Source organism: Collinsella sp. SGI.033 (assembly GCF_050315135.1).
Lineage (GTDB): Bacteria > Actinomycetota > Coriobacteriia > Coriobacteriales > Coriobacteriaceae > Collinsella.
Genome location: NZ_JBNPOK010000023.1, coordinates 12,656 through 27,797, shown reverse-complemented (window position 1 = coordinate 27,797; position 15,142 = coordinate 12,656). Strand labels below are relative to the sequence as shown.

Genomic DNA, 15,142 nt, shown 5'->3' with positions numbered 1-15,142 from the left:
AACGTCCCCACGTGCCGAGCCGCAGCTATAGCAGCCCAAAGTGCTTTGCGGCGTTGTAAATTCCGTCGTCGTCCACGGCGGTCGTCACGTAGCTCGCCGCAGCCTTTACCGTGTCTTGCGCGTTGCCCATGGCCACGCTCGTGCCCACGGCGGCAAACATCGACAGGTCGTTCTCGCCATCGCCAAAGGCGATCGCCTCGCTCGCGTCGATGCCCAGGCGCTCCAGCGTCGCCGCCACGCCCAGGTCCTTGCCGCCGTTGGCCGGAATAATGTCGCAGAACAGGTCGCACCAGCGCGTGGTGAGCGAATGCGACACGGCATCGGTCACGATATGCTCGTCGGCCGGATCCACAAAGGCGCAAAACTGGTAAACCGGCGCATCGAAGGCATGCTCAAACGGCTCCTCGTGGTAGACGATTCCCGCGTTGCTACCGGCCGTCACCACGCGCTCGGACAGGCGGTTCACAAACGAGTTCTCGCCCTGCATGCACAGTGAGTCATAGCGCCCCTGCGCCACCTGGTCCACAATCACCGCAACGTCGTCCGGATCAATCGGACAGCTGCGGTAGACGCCCTCGGCATCAAAGCAGTGCTGGCCCGAAAGCGTAATATACGCATCCCAGCCAAGATCGAACAGCCAATCGGGCATCTGGTAGGTCGGACGGCCCGTGGCGATCACGCACGCGATCCCCTGCTCGTGAAAGCTGTCGAGCACTTGCTGAGCCGACGCCGGAATCCGGTGCGTCTTAAAGCTCAGTAGCGTGCCGTCGATATCGAAAAACGCGGCTTTGATCATCCTCGTCTACTCCTCGCCCTCGAGCTTCTCGCTCGCCTCGAGCCACGCCATCTCCAGCTCGTCCATAGCGGCGTGAGCCTCGTCGATCTTTGCCTGCTGCTCGCCCAGCGCCGTGTAGTTGGTGGGATCGACCTGCGCCATCGCGGCCTCGGCCTCCTCCACGCGAGCGCGCTGCGTCTCCATCTTGCGCTCGAGCGAGCTCACCTCGCGGCGGAGCTTCTGGCGCTCGGCGTTGGAAAGGCCATTGGGCTGACCGCTCGCCTTGGGCTTTTCGGCCGCAGCTGCCGCGGCACCGGTGTCGAACGTGCCGGTCTTGGCGCTCGGCGCACCCACGGGCTCGCCCTCGGCGGTGGCATTGCACAGGCGCAGGTACTGGTCGACGCCGCCGGGCATGTGCGTCAGGTGGCCGTCGAGCAGCGCCCACTGCTGGTCGGTCACGCGCTCCATCAAAAAGCGGTCATGCGTTACCAGAATCAACGTGCCGGGCCAGCCGTCGAGCAGGTCCTCGACAATCGCCAGCATGTCGGTATCCAGGTCGTTGCCGGGCTCGTCCAGGATGAGCACATTGGGCTCGTCCAGGATCGTCAGCAGCAGCGACAGGCGACGGCGCTGTCCGCCCGAAAGATCGCCGATACGACTCCAGAGCTGCTGCGTCGTAAAGCCCAGACGCTCGCAGAGCTTCTCGGGCGAGGTCTCCTTGCCATCGATAACGTAGTACTTCTTGTAGTTGCTGAGCACCTCGCGGATCGTGTCGCCCATGTAGGGCTCGAGCTCCTCGAGCTGCTGCGACAGCACGCCAAAGCGCACCGTCTGGCCAATCTTCACGCGGCCGCGCAGGGGCGCGATCTTGCCCTGAATCACATCGAGCAGTGTGGACTTGCCGGCGCCGTTCTCGCCCAAAAGACCATAGCGGTCGCCCGCACCAATGAGCCAGGTCACGTCGGAGAGCACTTGCTTGGGCGCGCCGTCGGTATCGGCATAGCCGGCGTCCACGTCGACCACGTCGATAACCTGCTTGCCCAGGCGACTCACCGCCAGGCGCTTGAGCTCCAGCTCGTCGCGCACGGGCGGTACGTCGGCAATGAGCTCGCGGGCGGCATCCACGCGAAACTTGGGCTTGGTGGAGCGCGCCTGTGCGCCGCGGCTCAGCCACGCGAGCTCCTTGCGCGCCATGTTGCGACGGCGCTCCTCGGTAACGGCGGCCATGCGGTCGCGCTCTACGCGCTGAAGGATATACGCGGAGTAGCCGCCCTCGAAGGGGTCGACCTGGCCGTCGTGGACCTCCCACATGCTGGTGCAGACCTCGTCCAAGAACCAACGGTCGTGCGTGACCACGAGCATGGCGCCCTGGCCGCGCTGCCAGCGGGCCTTTAAGTGGCGCGCGAGCCAGTTGATGGTGCGCATGTCCAGGTGGTTGGTGGGCTCGTCGAGCATGAGCACATCGTAGTCGCCGATCAGCAGGCGCGCGAGGTCCACGCGGCGGCGCTGACCGCCCGAAAGCTCGCCCACCGTGCCCTCCCAGGGCACATCGCTAATAAGGCCGGCCAGGATCTGGCGCGTACGCGGACTCGAGGCCCATTCGTACTCGGGCGTGTCGCCGACGACGGCATGATGCACGGTGTCGGTATCGACCAGGTTGTCCTTTTGGCCGAGCAAACCAATCGTCGTGTCGCGGCGATGCGTCACGCGGCCGTCGTCGGGCTCCAGCGTACCGGCGAGCACACTCAGCAGCGTCGACTTGCCGTCGCCGTTTTTACCGACGATGCCAATGCGGTCGCCCTCGTCCACGCCGAGCGTCACGCTATCGAAAATATGCTTGGTGGGAAACTCTAGGCTGACGGAATCGCATCCCAAAAGAATCGCCATATGCCCTGCTCCTTCGTAGAAATTCAACGTTGTCCATGATAGCAGCGAGCCCCACCCCAAACCACCACGAAGGTGCCTGTCCCCTTTGTGGTGGTCGCTTCGGTCGCAGAGCAAAAAGGCGGGCCATCTCCCGCAAGAGATGACCCGCCTCTCCAATCAGTCCCGCGGCAAGCATGGCCGCCGCGGGCCTCAAGCATGTCCCGGACTAGGAGAACATGCCGGTGAGGTAATCATTCAGCCGCTTATCCTTGGGCCGTTGGAAAATCTCGTCGGTCTCGTCGTACTCGACCATATCGCCCATGTAGAAAAACGCCGTGCGGTTGGACACGCGCGACGCCTGCTCCATATTGTGCGTCACGATGACGATGGCGCGATCGGCAACAATCGATGACATCAGGTCCTCAATCGCCAGCGTCGAGATAGGGTCGAGCGCCGAGCAGGGCTCGTCAAACAGAATCACGTCGGGATTGAGCGCCAGCGTGCGCGCAATGCACAGGCGTTGCTGCTGGCCGCCCGAAAGCGCGTAGGCGCTCTTGTCGAGCTTGTCCTTGACCTCGTCCCACAGCGCCGCACCGCGCAGGCTTTCCTCGACCATGCGATCGAGCTCGTCGCGGTCAGTAATGCCGTGGCGTTTGGGCGCAAACGTGATGTTGTCGCGAATAGACTTGCGAAAGGGGTTGGGCTGCTGGAACACCATGCCAATGGATCGACGCAGCTCGTAGGTGTTCTCGGTCTTGGTGTTCACGTTGCGCCCGCGGTAGTTGATCTCGCCCTCCACGCGGCAGCCGCGAATCTCGCGATTCATAAGGTTGAGGCTGCGCAAAAAGGTCGACTTACCGCAGCCCGAAGGCCCGATGAGCGCCGTGATCTCGCCCTTGTGAAAGTCAAGCGACGTATCGTGCAGCGCATGGTGGTCGCCATAGTAAACGTTGACGTCCTTGGTGGAAAGCACGACCTCGTCGCTCACGGCTTTGCCGCTTACGCGCACGCGCTTCTCGCTCTCCCCCACGCTCGACAAAAAGTCCTGGGTCTCGGACGCGGCCGCCTCGGTTGCGGGCGTTGCATTTATCTCGCTCATTCGGCCGTCATCCTCCTTGCCAGTTGCTTGCCCACGATACGGGCGACTACGTTAAACAGCAGCACGCAAATCATCAGCAGTGCCGCGGTGCCCCAAACAATCTGCTGTGCCTCGGGGCTGCCCTCGCCGTAGATCTTATAGATGTGCACGGCGAGCGACTCACCGGGGCGGAACACGTTCCAGGCGCAAGTGGGACTCGACAGGTTAAAGCTCAAGAAGTTCAGACGCACCGGCGAGCTCATGCCCGAGGTAAAGAGCAGTGCTGCCGCCTCGCCAAACACACGGCCGGCCGAAAGCACGATACCGGTCACAATGGCGGGCATGGCCTCGGGGATCAGGATGTGCAGCGTGGCCTCCCAGCGGGTGAGGCCCATAGCCAGGCACGCATCACGCTGGGCCTGCGGCACGTCCTCGAGCGCCTGCTGGATCACGCGCACCAGGATGGGAATGTTGAACATGGTGAGCGCGACGGCGCCGGAGATGATGGAGTACTTCCAGCCCAGCTGCACCGAGAACACCAGAAAGCCGAACATGCCGACGACGATGGAAGGCAGCGAGGACAGCGTCTCGATGGCGGTGGAGGCGATGTCACGGATGGGGCCGTCCGGCGCGTACTCAACCAGGAAGACCGCGCCGCCCAAGCTGATGGGCACCGAGATACCTAGGGTGATCAACAGCAGATAGAACGAGTCGAACAGCTGATAGAGCACGCCGCCCTGGGTTCCGTTGGCGCGCGCGGGCTGCGTGAGAAATCCCGGCTGGAACAGCGTCGAGATGCCCTCGAACAGAATATAGGCCACCATGGAGACGACGATGAGCATGACGATGGCGACGATTGCCGTCAGCACGCCCGTGGCGATGCGGTCCTGTTTTTGGACGCGCCCGAGTCTCGCCTCGTCGATATGAATGCGCGTGCTAGCCACGAGCCTTCGCCCCCTTGCGGCCGATAAGGTGGATGATCAGGATAAAGATGAGGCTCATGCCCATCAGCAGCAGACCGAGCGCCCACAGGACATCGTCTTGGGCAGAGCCCTCGGCATAGACCGCCATGGACGTGGTGAGCGTGGTGGTGATGGTGGAGGCCGGCGACAGCAGCGACGTCGGCATGGCCTCGATACCGCCGATAACCATGCGCACGGCGAGCGTCTCGCCAAAGGCACGGGTCATGCCGAGGATGACCGCGGTCATGAGCGACGGCATGGCGGATTTGAGCACCACGTGCCAGATGGTCTGCCAGCGGGTGTAGCCCAGCGCGAGCGAACCCTGACGGTAGCTATCGGGCACGGCACGCAGGCCATCGACCGAAAGGGTGGTCATCGTCGGCAAGATCATGACGGCCAGCACAATGGCGCCGGGCAAGATGCCCAGGCCCGTGCTCACGTGGAAAACGCTCTTCATAAGACCGACGACCACGTGAAAGCCGACCAGGCCAAAGACGACCGAGGGAATGCCGGTCAAAAGCTCAATAAGCGGCTGAAACACCTTGGAGCCAAACTTAGGGCTAATCTCGACCGCAAAGATAGCAGAGCCGATGGCGATGGGCAGCGCGATAAGCGTGGAGAGCACCATGACCGCAAACGAGGTGACGATCAGGGGCAGGGCGCCGGTATAGGGCAGGCCGTTTTCGGCCGTGTTGGCCAGGTCCCACTTGGTGCCGGTAAAGAACTCGACGACCGAAACGCCGTCCTTGAGAAAAGCCGAGAGGCCCTTTTGGGCGACCATAAAGATGAGCGCGGCAACGACAAGCGTCACGAGCGCTACGCACGCGCCCGTGACGCCCAGGCCCACGTTCTCAAGGTCGCGCTTTGGCAGCTGTTTTGCCATTGCAAACCTTTCCGGGGCGATTACTTATTTAGCGGAGACCTTGCCGCTGGCGTCCTTGACGACCTTCATGGCAGAGACGGGGATAAAGCCCTGTTCCTCGACAAGTTTGCCCTGGACGTCGTCGGAAAGCATGAACTCCAGGAAGGCCTTGGTGGCATCGTCGGCGTCCTTTGCGCAGTACATGTGCTCGGTCGCCCAGATCTTAAAGGAGTCGTCGGTGACGTTTGCGCTCTTGGGCTCCACGCCCTCGACCTTGATGGCGTTGAACTTGGAGTCGTCGAAGTGCGAGAAGTCGAGGTAGGAGATGGCGTTGTCGGTGCTGGCCATCTGAGTCTGGACGTCGCCGGACTTATCGAGCTCGGCGTCGCCCTTAAAGTCGACGGCCTCGTCACCAAAGACGGCGGCCTCGAAGGTGGCGCGGGTGCCGGAGCCGGCCTTGCGGTTGAGAACGACGATCTTGGCGTCGTCGCCGCCGACCTCCTTCCAGTTGGTGATCTGGCCGGAGAAGATGCCCTTGAGCTGCTCGAGGGACAAGTCGTCGACTTTCACGTTCTTGGAGACGACGGGACCCATGCCCACGACGGCGACCTCGTGGTCGACGAGGTTCTTGACCTGGTCGGCCTCGAGCTTGGTCTCGGCGAAGACGTCGGAGTTACCGATGGTAACGGTACCGGCGGCAACGGCGGTCAGGCCCTTGCCCGAACCGTTGCCCGAGCCAGAGACGGAGACGTCCGGGTTGGCGTCCATGAACTTCTCGGCAGCGGCCTCGACGAGAGCCTGGAACGAGGAGGCGCCGTCGTAGGTCACCTCGCCGGAGACGGACTCGGCAGCGGCGCTGCCCTTGTCGGCGGCGTTGGAAGCGCCTGCGCCGCCGCAACCAACGAGGCCGAGGCCCACGAAGCTGGCAAGACCACCAGCGAGGCCGAGGAACTGACGACGAGAATAAGCCTGATCGAGCATAATCTTCCTTTCATACATGCGACTCGCGGGCACCCTGCCCGCTTTGCTGTTTGGAAAGATACGGCCTCGATCGGGCGGTGCCCGCGCCAACTGCGGTTTCTTACGGGCATTTGATAGACCCTTACCGCAAGCGCGACTCGGCTTTACAAACGAATAACAAACCCGCCCCCAAGCATGGCCCGCCTTTTACACCAATAAAAACAAAGTTGCGGTGAAATAGTTCCTGCTTGGCCATCAAATGGCCCATTCTAGGAACTATTCCATCGCAACTTAGATTAGGAAACCGTGTAACCTTAAAGCTCTAATTCATTCAAACGGAGGATCGCAACAATATAGATCTTGAGCGCCTGCTTGAGCTGTTCCTCGTTGGCACACTCGTTGGGGCCGTGCATCTGGCCGCCCCATGCGGGCAGCTCCAGGCCGGTTTCCTCGGGGCCAAACGACACGGCGCGGGCAAAGTTGCGCGCGTACGTGCCGCCGCCCATGGCAAAGGGCTCGGCATGCTTGCCCGTAAACTCGTTATAGGTATCAATAAGCGCCTTTACGGCCGGATCGTCGGCGGACACCGAGAACGGCACCTTTGCACGACCCACACGGCACGTCACGCCAAAGCGGCCCACGAGCGGCTCGAGCTGCTCGCAGATGGTATCGGCGCTCGTGCTGTCGGGGAAACGTACGTCGATGACCTGCTCAATATGGCCATCCATCACACGGATAACACCGGGGTTACACGTGAGCGGGCCAAACGCCGAGCTCGTCGCGTCGATACCCAGGCCGCGGCCATAGGCATCCGCATGTACAAAGGTCAGAAACTTGACAAACTCGTGCTCGGCGGGCGTCAGCAGGCGCTCGTCGCGTGCACCAAACGCGTCCTCGGCCTCGCGCAGATACGCCACGATGAGGCCGACGGCATTGATCGTTCCCTCGGGCATCGAAGCGTGACCGCCAATACCGTGGGCGAAAATCTGCGCATGCCCGTTATCGAGCGCCGTGATCTCCAGGCGGTCGGCGTTCTCAACGGGCGCCGGCAGCTCATCGGCGGCAATCGCGAGCTCGCAGATAGACTGCGACGGAATGGCGTTGCTCGCCTCGGCACCGCTCCACGATACGATGCGCCCGCCGTCGATCTTGGAGCTCACAAATGTCGCCCCAAACTGGCCCTTCTCGGCATTGCAGACCGGGAACTCGGCATCGGGCGTAAACAAAAAGTCGGGGTCTGCGTGGTTCTCCAGATAATGGTGAACGTCGGACATGCCCACTTCCTCATCGCAACCCAGCAGCGCGCGGAAGGTATAGCGCGGCACAATGCCGTGCTTGATCAGGTAGGCACCGGCGTAGAGCGACAACACGGCCGGGCCCTTGTCGTCGATCACGCCACGACCGAGCAGCCAGCCCTCGCGGCGCTCCATCGCAAACGGGTCGGTGTTCCAACCGGGACCGGCGGGCACCACATCCACATGGCAGATGGTCGCAAGCTGCTTATCGCCGCGGCCGGGAATGTCGGCGATGCCCACATAGCCCTCGTCGTCGCTCGTCTGGTAGCCGAGCTTTTGCGCAATGCCGAGCGCACAATCGAGCGCATCACGGACCGGGCGGCCAAACGGCGCACCGGGCTCCGCATGGGCAGCAACGGCCACGGACGGATAGCTCACCAGCTGCTCGATATCGGCAACGACATCTTCCCAGATCTCGTCGACATACTCGGTAACGCTCTGCTCCACCTGATTCATGGACGACCTCCTTACCAATGAGCGACGGTCACACCCGCCCCTCGCATAACGTCATTAGATGGCGAAAAGTTTAGCAAGCTCGGCCACCGAGTGCACCACTGCATCGGCACCCGCCGCCTCGTGCTCGCCCGGCACCGCCGCGCCCGAATAGATGCCAATGCACGGCACGCCCCTTGCGTGCGCGCCCTCCACATCGTTAAAGCGATCGCCAATCATCACGGCATCGTCCGCCGTCGCGCCGAGCGCCGCCAGGGCATCGCGAACCGAATCGGCCTTGGTCTCGCGCCCCTGCGGCGGATTCATACCGACCACCGCCTCAAACTGCGAAAGCCCCAGCTCGCGCACCATGTCGATGCACTTTGCCTCCATGCGCGACGTCGCCACGGCCAAGTGATGCCCCTGGGCGGCCAAGCCATCGAGCAGTTCGGGAATTCCATCGAACACGGGGTACTCTTCCGGTCCCAGCTCATCAAAAAAGGCACGGTACTCGTCGGCCACCACAAGCGACTCCTCGCGCGAGAAGCCGTAAAAGTCGTGGAAGCTCTTCCACAACGGAGGCCCGATCATGCGGCGCAGGTCACCCATCTGCGCCTCAGAAAACCCGCGCGCAGCCAGCGTTTTACGCGTCGAGGTCATCACCGCCCGGCCCGTATCGGCCACCGTGCCGTCAAAATCAAACAGCACGACCGGCCGCTTGCATATCTCCAGAGCCTCCATCGACATCCCTCTTCCCCAGTTGAAGATTTCCACACCGACACTTCAAACTGTTGACTATTCAACAATTGAACCTAGCAATGTGGAGCGACTCTACTATACTTGTCGCACTTTGCTCTCAGAAGGCGGCGCGCAAGCGCCCCAACGAAAGGTGCAATTATGTCTTTTGCCATCATAACCGACTCCACGTCGGACATCTCCCCCGCCCGCGCCCAAGAGCTCGGCATTTACGTGATTCCACTTCATGTGATTATCGAAGGCGAAGACCTGCTCGACCAGGTGCAGATTACCGCCGAGGAATACGTCGCCCGCATGGCCGGATCCGAGCAGCTGCCGCACACCTCGCAGCCAAGCGCCGGCGAGTTCAAGGCACTCTTTGACCGCGTGCGCGCCGACGGCCACGATAGCGCCATCTTTATCTCACTGTGCAGTGAGTGGTCCGCCTGCTATGCCAACGCCAGCCTGACGGCCGAAGCGCACGAGCTCGACGTGCGCTGCATCGATTCGCGCACCGGCTCGGGTGCCGAGGGCCTGCTGGTGGAGTACGCGCTGGCCATGCGTGAGGACGGCCGCAGCCTGGACGAGACCGAAGCGCAGATCCGCGCGACGCTGCCCGACGCCCATCTGCTGCTGATTCCCCGCACGCTCGAGAACCTCGTTAAGAACGGCCGCGCGCCCAAGCTCGCCGGTCAGCTCACGCAGATGCTCAATATTCGCCTGGCCGTTTCGCCGGAGTGGAAATCGGGCGAGATCAAGGCGATCAAAAAGGGTCGTGGCGCCAAGCGCATCGTCACCAACACCATGGCAGATTGCCTCGCATTTTTGGCCGAGCACCCGGGCTCCAGCGTACGTGTGCTCACGACCGGCGCCGCCGAGGAGCAGGAGCTCGTCAACCAAGCGCTCGCAGGCCAGAACTACGTAGACGCCGGCACCGGCCCCATCGGCTGCACCATCGCCACCCACGTAGGCGTCGACGCCATCGCCATCAGCTACTGTCCCCGCTACCAGCCCATCCACTAGGGGCACCTTTACCACTTGCGGTGGAATAGGGACTGTTTTTGGCTTATCAACCGCAAATCAATCCCTATTCCACCGCAACTTAAAAACGGGCACTCAGCCCTGTGGGCCCTGGAATAGCTCATCATGTGAGCCCATTCTGACCAGTCTGATCACCGGATTAGTCTTATGCGGCAAGTAGAGAACGACCACATCGACCAAGCCATCGGATAGATGGAAATCGATGTGGCCGTTGTAGTTGCCACCCGGGTTTGAAAGCTCGTGGGCGCCATATTCCGCGGGAAGCGAGCCGTGAGCCGCAAGCTCTGCAACTGCCGCCTTAAACTCGGTTTTTAGCTGCGGATGGACGCGCATCGTCCGTTTGTAATCCGCCTTAAACTGAGCCTCGACTTTAATCTCAAACATCGCTAGCCCTCATCGAGGAACGATATAAGCTCATCGGCGTTATTGAATGACGGGCTGTCGTCCGGCAAAATCCCCAACTCATGAGCCTCGGCAATCACCATGGCGCGCCTCGTCGCCTCATTGGGCACCTCCGCCCTTCCTACGATCTCAAAAGGAATCTTTCGTTGATTTACCAGCTGCCGGACAGCAAGGTTGAGATACGAATTGAGACTCAGACCAACCGTATCCAAGAACTCAGTCGCCTGTTCCTTGAGCCCCTCTTCGATGCGAACCGTCGTAGGCTTAACCGCTGCAGTAGACATATGCGACCTCCTCGCCCTCGTCTTTTGCATCAGTATACCCCGTTTAGATGGCAGGCTGATGTTAAATAGCATCAGTCTGCCGTTCACATTCCACAACGACAGGCACGCTCGCCCTACATCAGCCCGCTCAGGACAATATCGACGGCCTCGTTGAGGTCATCGGTGATGTGGACGAGGTCTGGATCGAGTGGGCTGATCATGCCGGCATCCATCACCGGGCCGTTGAGCCAGTCGAACAGGCCCTGCCAGTATTCGCTGCCCACCAAAACAAGCGGCATGCGCTTGACCTTGTGCGTCTGCACCAGCGTGAGCACCTCAAACATCTCGTCGAGCGTACCAAAACCACCGGGAAACACGATGGCGCCCGAGCTGTATTTGACAAACATGGTCTTGCGCACAAAGAAGTAACGGAAGTCCATGCCGAGGTTCACGTATTTGTTGAGCCCATGCTCGTGCGGAAGCTCAATACCCAAGCCGACCGACTTGCCGTTGGCGCTCGCCGCTCCCCTGTTGGCCGCCTCCATAATGCCAGGACCACCGCCGGTGATAACCGCCACGCCGCGCTGCGCGATCTTGCGGCCGACCGTGCGCGCCGCCTTGTAGAGCGGATCGGTCTTGGGCGTGCGGGCACTGCCGAAGATGGTCACCGCGGGCCCGAGCTCGGCAAGCGCGCCGAAGCCATCGACAAACTCGGCCTGAATGCGCAGCACACGCCACGGGTCGGCGTGCAACCAGTCAGTCGAGTCCTCGGGCGCCAGCAGGTTGGCGTAGGTGTTGTCCTTAGGAATCATAGGGCCGCGCATAACCACGGGGCCGCGTCGGTACGTCTCGTCGTAGGCCGGCTCGCCCTCGACGTTCTCATTCTTAATCATGGGATACTCCTATCGAAAATAGAAACGGGCGGGGTCGACGCCATGCGTCAAACACCCGCCCGAACATCAACCATTCGGTATGGTACCCACGATGCATCAAGCGCTTGCAAGGCATCGGTCAGAGGTCGTGCAACCGATGCCGACGCATGCGATGCCCGGCGCCGGTTACGCACGGTCGATTGGCACGTAGCCTCGACACCGCGCGAGCGCCCCCGTAAGCGCACCCGCAGCTCTTAGTAATCCACTGCCGCGGGGCTGTTCATCCAGTCGCTCACGAACGCACCGTAACGGCCCTCGATAATGGCCTGGCGGGCACGCTGCATAAGGTTGAGCAGGTAGTAGATGTTGTGCATCGAAAGCAAAATGCCGCCGAGCATCTCCTTCTGCGTGACCATGTGGCGAATGAGCGCACGGCTGTAACCGCCCGTGCACACCGGGCAGGTACAGGTAGGATCGATGGGGCCGTCGTCGTGCGCAAAGCGGGCATTGCGGAAGTTAAGGCGACCCTCGCTCGAAAACGCCGTCCCCATGCGGCCGGTGCGCGTCGGCAGCACGCAGTCGAACATGTCGATGCCCACGCCTACACCACGCACGAGCGTCGTCGGATTGCCGACGCCCATCAGGTAGCGCGGCTTATGTTTGGGCATGTACTCGCTCGCGAGCGGTGCCAGCGTCTCAAACATGGTCTCGTGGTCCTCGCCCACCGAGTAGCCACCAATGCCGTAACCGGGGAAGTCACCGCACTCCTCCAGATGGCGCAGCGAACGCAGGCGCAGGTCCAGATGCATGCCACCCTGAACGATGCCAAAGAGCGCCTGGTCGTCGCGGGTATGAGCTTTATAGCAGCGCTCGGCCCACATGCTCGACAGCTCAACGGCGCGCTCAACGTAGGCGCGCGTGGCGGGATAGCCCGGGCACTGGTCGAGCTGCATGCAGATGTCAGAGCCGAGCTTCATGGCGATTTCCATGTTGTCCTCGGGCGTCCAGAACACGTGGCGGCCGTCGTAGTCGTTGACGATAAAGCGCACGCCCTCGTCGGTGAGCTTGACGGCGTCGTTGTGGCTGAACACCTGGAAACCGCCGGAATCAGTGAGGATGGGGCCATGCCAGTTCATAAACTTGTGCAGACCACCCAACTCGGCGATGGTGTCCTCGCCGGGACGCATGGACAGGTGATAGGTATTGGCGAGCACGATCTGGGCGCCGAGCTGCTTGACAGTCTCGGTAGGAATGCCCTTGACGTTTGCCTTGGTGCCCACGGGCATAAAGATCGGCGTCTCGATGTCGCCGTGCGGAGTGTGCAGCACGCCGGCACGCGCATGCGTCGTCGGATCCTCGGCGATCAGGTCGAATTTAAATAGGCTCTGGTCCATAAACTGGAACTCCTTGGTTGCGGTTCATACGCAAACCATTATAAAGACCGTGGCAGGTGAACGGCATAACGTCTTTCGGAGAAGGGAATGTCAAGCGCAAACTGAATAGAGCGGCCAAATTTTTGCTATCCAAGCGAGCCATCGAACACGTTTTGAAACTTTGCTGCGGCGCGCGGGATGCCGGCGCGAGACTTTATCATAGGGTGACAATCAACGATGAGGAGCACATGCCTATGACAGACGAGCTGGACCCCCAGACTCAGCAGCATATTGATGATTCCGCAGACGTCGCCGACGACTGCAGCACTCCTACCTGCGTCGCCGCTTCCGTCGATGCATCCGCCGAAGATGCGCACGCCGGTGCGGATAAGGCAACAGACACAGGCGATACTGTCGAGCATGACGAAGGCGAGCAACCGGAGTCGAACGACGCCGAGCCCGACGCGGACCCCGCGTCACAGGCGGCAGGCCCCATCGAGGTGTCTTCGGAAGAAGAGCTCGATGCCGTCATGGACTCCATGATGGATGCCGTCAAAGCGATGAAAGACGCCGTGGCCGACGCCGATGTGGACGCCGAAGAAGAGAAGGCCGCCGAGGCCGCATCGACCTTCGTGCCTGGCGAGACCCCCGTTGCCGACCAAGGCAGCACCGTACCTTCGTTCTTACAGCTCGAACACCCTACAATTGGCGCAGATGCAGTTGACCCGCACACTGCCGGATTTTCCGTGATCGAGGGTGGCACCGGCAATATCGCCACGTCGCAGGCGCCCGATGCGGGTACGGCCGACGCCGGTCACCCGACCGCTCCACACGCCCCTGCAGCCAGCCGCGATCTGGGAACCGCCGTCTCAAATACAGCAAACGCCGTAGGCACTTTTATCGCCCAGGGCGCCTCTGCCATGCGCGAGATGAACGCCGCAAAGAAGGCGCTCGCGGATGCTCGTGCCCATCTGGCCGAACTTGATCAGCGCATCGCCGATCAAGGCGAGGAGCTCGAGACGCGCCAGGATATCGCAGGCCGCTACGACCAAATCGTCGCCGAGCAGCGCCACGCTATCGACACGGCACAAAAGGCCGCCGCGGCGGCAGAAATCGGCCGCGATACCCATGCCGCCAAGACAACAGAGCTCAAAGCGCAGCTCGAACAAATAAAAGAAGAGGACGACGCCACCGAGCGGCGTCTCAAAGCCGCACTCGATGCCGTCGAAGCGCGCGAGGCGAGCTCGCGCGAGACCGGTAACCGCCTCGTACGACGTCTCGAGGATTCCAAGCGCATCCGCGACAAGGTACAGGCCGAGCGCGACGCCGGCGTTGCCGCAGCGCAGCAAACCGTCGACGCCACGCGTGCTCAACTCGAAACGTTGCGCCGTGAGTATGCCGAGCTGCAGCGCAATCCCTCGGCAAATCCCGCCAACTATACGGTGCGCACCAGCGAGCTTTCGATGCAGATTTCCGACACGGCTGATGCCCTACGTAAAGCCGAGGAAGATGTCCCGCGCATCACCGCCGATCTTGAGCACTCGCTCGCAGCCGCCGAGCACGCCGTCGAGCAGGCGCAAGCCCCCATCGCCGACGCCAAGCGCGCCCATCAGGCCGTGACGGCCGAGGCCGATGCCGCGCGCGACGAGCTGCAGACCGCAAAGGCGGCCGCTGCAACGCGCCAGCGCGAATTACGCGAGAAGATCGTCACCGAGGACAAAGCGCGTCAAGAGCAAGAGCAAGCTATCGCCAATGCCCAGGCGGACGTCGCGCATGCGCAGTCGATCATCGAGCAGGCGACCGAGGTGCACAACCATCCCGAGATCACCGAATCGCTCGCGGGCTCCCTGGCTCGCGATAAGGACGAGCGTGCCGAAACCGAGCGCGAAGTGGCTCAGCTCGAAGCCGCCGAGAACGACGTGCGCGAGCGCACCCGTGACTCACGCGTCAAATTCACCGGCGCAATCGTCTGCATTGTCGCCGTAATCCTCGTGATTGTCCTAATCTGGCTGTTCGCGAGCAAGTAAACCAGCTGCCAAAAAACACTCACCGCAACGTTTTGATTGGTGCAAAGGGGCCAGGCCACTTTGCACCAACTTGGTGCATATAAAGCAGTCCCCATTGCACCAACAACGTTTGCCCAGATAAAACCTGCCAAAATAAACCTATCCCTTTTTGGCAGGTTGAACCACGGCAACGCCAATGATTTGGCGAAGTCAGCGAAAA

14 protein-coding genes are annotated in these 15,142 nt (G+C 61.7%); 2 read left to right on the top strand and 12 right to left on the bottom strand.

Annotated elements, in window-relative coordinates:
* Positions 1-25 precede the first annotated feature (25 nt).
* The 8 genes from ACQRC0_RS07410 to ACQRC0_RS07375 form a co-directional block, all read right to left on the bottom strand.
* Entirely contained in the window at positions 26-796 is a 771-nt protein-coding gene (locus ACQRC0_RS07410) for a Cof-type HAD-IIB family hydrolase (protein WP_427728996.1), read from the bottom strand.
* 6 nt (positions 797-802) lie between these two features.
* Positions 803-2,662 (bottom strand): ABC-F family ATP-binding cassette domain-containing protein, encoded by a 1,860-nt coding sequence (locus ACQRC0_RS07405; RefSeq protein WP_427728994.1) that lies wholly within the window; start codon positions 2,660-2,662, stop codon positions 803-805.
* 205 nt (positions 2,663-2,867) lie between these two features.
* Positions 2,868-3,740: a phosphate ABC transporter ATP-binding protein PstB gene (gene pstB / locus ACQRC0_RS07400; RefSeq protein ID WP_427719562.1), complete on the bottom strand. Its 873-nt coding sequence runs from the start codon at positions 3,738-3,740 to the stop codon at positions 2,868-2,870.
* Positions 3,737-4,663, bottom strand: a complete 927-nt coding sequence (gene pstA / locus ACQRC0_RS07395; protein WP_427719564.1) for a phosphate ABC transporter permease PstA — start codon at positions 4,661-4,663, stop codon at positions 3,737-3,739. Before pstA ends, pstB begins: the two co-directional genes overlap by 4 nt.
* Positions 4,656-5,564, bottom strand: a complete 909-nt coding sequence (gene pstC, locus ACQRC0_RS07390; protein WP_427719566.1) for a phosphate ABC transporter permease subunit PstC — start codon at positions 5,562-5,564, stop codon at positions 4,656-4,658. Before pstC ends, pstA begins: the two co-directional genes overlap by 8 nt.
* A gap of 24 nt (positions 5,565-5,588) precedes the next feature.
* On the bottom strand, positions 5,589-6,524 hold the full coding sequence (locus ACQRC0_RS07385) for a phosphate ABC transporter substrate-binding protein (RefSeq protein ID WP_427728992.1): 936 nt from the start codon (positions 6,522-6,524) through the stop codon (positions 5,589-5,591).
* Positions 6,525-6,817: 293 nt separating this feature from the next.
* Complete coding sequence (locus ACQRC0_RS07380) at positions 6,818-8,254, bottom strand: M20 family metallopeptidase (RefSeq protein ID WP_427728990.1); 1,437 nt, start codon at positions 8,252-8,254, stop codon at positions 6,818-6,820.
* A gap of 54 nt (positions 8,255-8,308) precedes the next feature.
* Positions 8,309-8,971: an HAD hydrolase-like protein gene (locus ACQRC0_RS07375; RefSeq protein ID WP_427728988.1), complete on the bottom strand. Its 663-nt coding sequence runs from the start codon at positions 8,969-8,971 to the stop codon at positions 8,309-8,311.
* A gap of 156 nt (positions 8,972-9,127) precedes the next feature.
* Between ACQRC0_RS07375 and ACQRC0_RS07370 the strand changes: the two genes are divergently transcribed.
* Positions 9,128-9,988: a DegV family protein gene (locus tag ACQRC0_RS07370; protein ID WP_427728986.1), complete on the top strand. Its 861-nt coding sequence runs from the start codon at positions 9,128-9,130 to the stop codon at positions 9,986-9,988.
* A gap of 93 nt (positions 9,989-10,081) precedes the next feature.
* Here ACQRC0_RS07370 and ACQRC0_RS07365 read toward each other — a convergent pair whose 3' ends face one another.
* The 4 genes from ACQRC0_RS07365 to tgt all read right to left on the bottom strand — a co-directional run bounded on the left by ACQRC0_RS07365 (position 10,082) and on the right by tgt (position 12,937).
* A complete protein-coding gene (locus ACQRC0_RS07365) occupies positions 10,082-10,390 on the bottom strand; it encodes a type II toxin-antitoxin system YafQ family toxin (RefSeq protein ID WP_427728984.1) in 309 nt (102 codons plus the stop codon).
* Between the two features lie 2 nt (positions 10,391-10,392).
* Positions 10,393-10,692 (bottom strand): type II toxin-antitoxin system RelB/DinJ family antitoxin, encoded by a 300-nt coding sequence (locus tag ACQRC0_RS07360; protein WP_427728982.1) that lies wholly within the window; start codon positions 10,690-10,692, stop codon positions 10,393-10,395.
* A 113-nt stretch (positions 10,693-10,805) separates the two neighbouring features.
* On the bottom strand, positions 10,806-11,564 hold the full coding sequence (locus ACQRC0_RS07355; RefSeq protein WP_154515782.1) for a TIGR00730 family Rossman fold protein: 759 nt from the start codon (positions 11,562-11,564) through the stop codon (positions 10,806-10,808).
* A gap of 233 nt (positions 11,565-11,797) precedes the next feature.
* Complete coding sequence (gene tgt, locus ACQRC0_RS07350) at positions 11,798-12,937, bottom strand: tRNA guanosine(34) transglycosylase Tgt (protein ID WP_195622157.1); 1,140 nt, start codon at positions 12,935-12,937, stop codon at positions 11,798-11,800.
* Positions 12,938-13,170: 233 nt separating this feature from the next.
* Between tgt and ACQRC0_RS07345 the strand changes: the two genes are divergently transcribed.
* Positions 13,171-14,943 (top strand): hypothetical protein, encoded by a 1,773-nt coding sequence (locus ACQRC0_RS07345; RefSeq protein WP_427728980.1) that lies wholly within the window; start codon positions 13,171-13,173, stop codon positions 14,941-14,943.
* Positions 14,944-15,142 lie beyond the last annotated feature (199 nt).

Coding starts and splice junctions, on each gene's coding strand:
- ACQRC0_RS07380 (WP_427728990.1), bottom strand. CDS start 8,254: ATGAATCAGGTGGAGCAGAGCGTTACCGAGTATGTCGACGAGATCTGG.
- ACQRC0_RS07405 (WP_427728994.1), bottom strand. CDS start 2,662: ATGGCGATTCTTTTGGGATGCGATTCCGTCAGCCTAGAGTTTCCCACC.
- ACQRC0_RS07355 (WP_154515782.1), bottom strand. CDS start 11,564: ATGATTAAGAATGAGAACGTCGAGGGCGAGCCGGCCTACGACGAGACG.
- pstB (WP_427719562.1), bottom strand. CDS start 3,740: ATGAGCGAGATAAATGCAACGCCCGCAACCGAGGCGGCCGCGTCCGAG.
- ACQRC0_RS07375 (WP_427728988.1), bottom strand. CDS start 8,971: ATGGAGGCTCTGGAGATATGCAAGCGGCCGGTCGTGCTGTTTGATTTT.
- ACQRC0_RS07410 (WP_427728996.1), bottom strand. CDS start 796: ATGATCAAAGCCGCGTTTTTCGATATCGACGGCACGCTACTGAGCTTT.
- tgt (WP_195622157.1), bottom strand. CDS start 12,937: ATGGACCAGAGCCTATTTAAATTCGACCTGATCGCCGAGGATCCGACG.
- ACQRC0_RS07360 (WP_427728982.1), bottom strand. CDS start 10,692: ATGTCTACTGCAGCGGTTAAGCCTACGACGGTTCGCATCGAAGAGGGG.
- ACQRC0_RS07370 (WP_427728986.1), top strand. CDS start 9,128: ATGTCTTTTGCCATCATAACCGACTCCACGTCGGACATCTCCCCCGCC.
- pstC (WP_427719566.1), bottom strand. CDS start 5,564: ATGGCAAAACAGCTGCCAAAGCGCGACCTTGAGAACGTGGGCCTGGGC.
- ACQRC0_RS07345 (WP_427728980.1), top strand. CDS start 13,171: ATGACAGACGAGCTGGACCCCCAGACTCAGCAGCATATTGATGATTCC.
- ACQRC0_RS07365 (WP_427728984.1), bottom strand. CDS start 10,390: ATGTTTGAGATTAAAGTCGAGGCTCAGTTTAAGGCGGATTACAAACGG.
- ACQRC0_RS07385 (WP_427728992.1), bottom strand. CDS start 6,524: ATGCTCGATCAGGCTTATTCTCGTCGTCAGTTCCTCGGCCTCGCTGGT.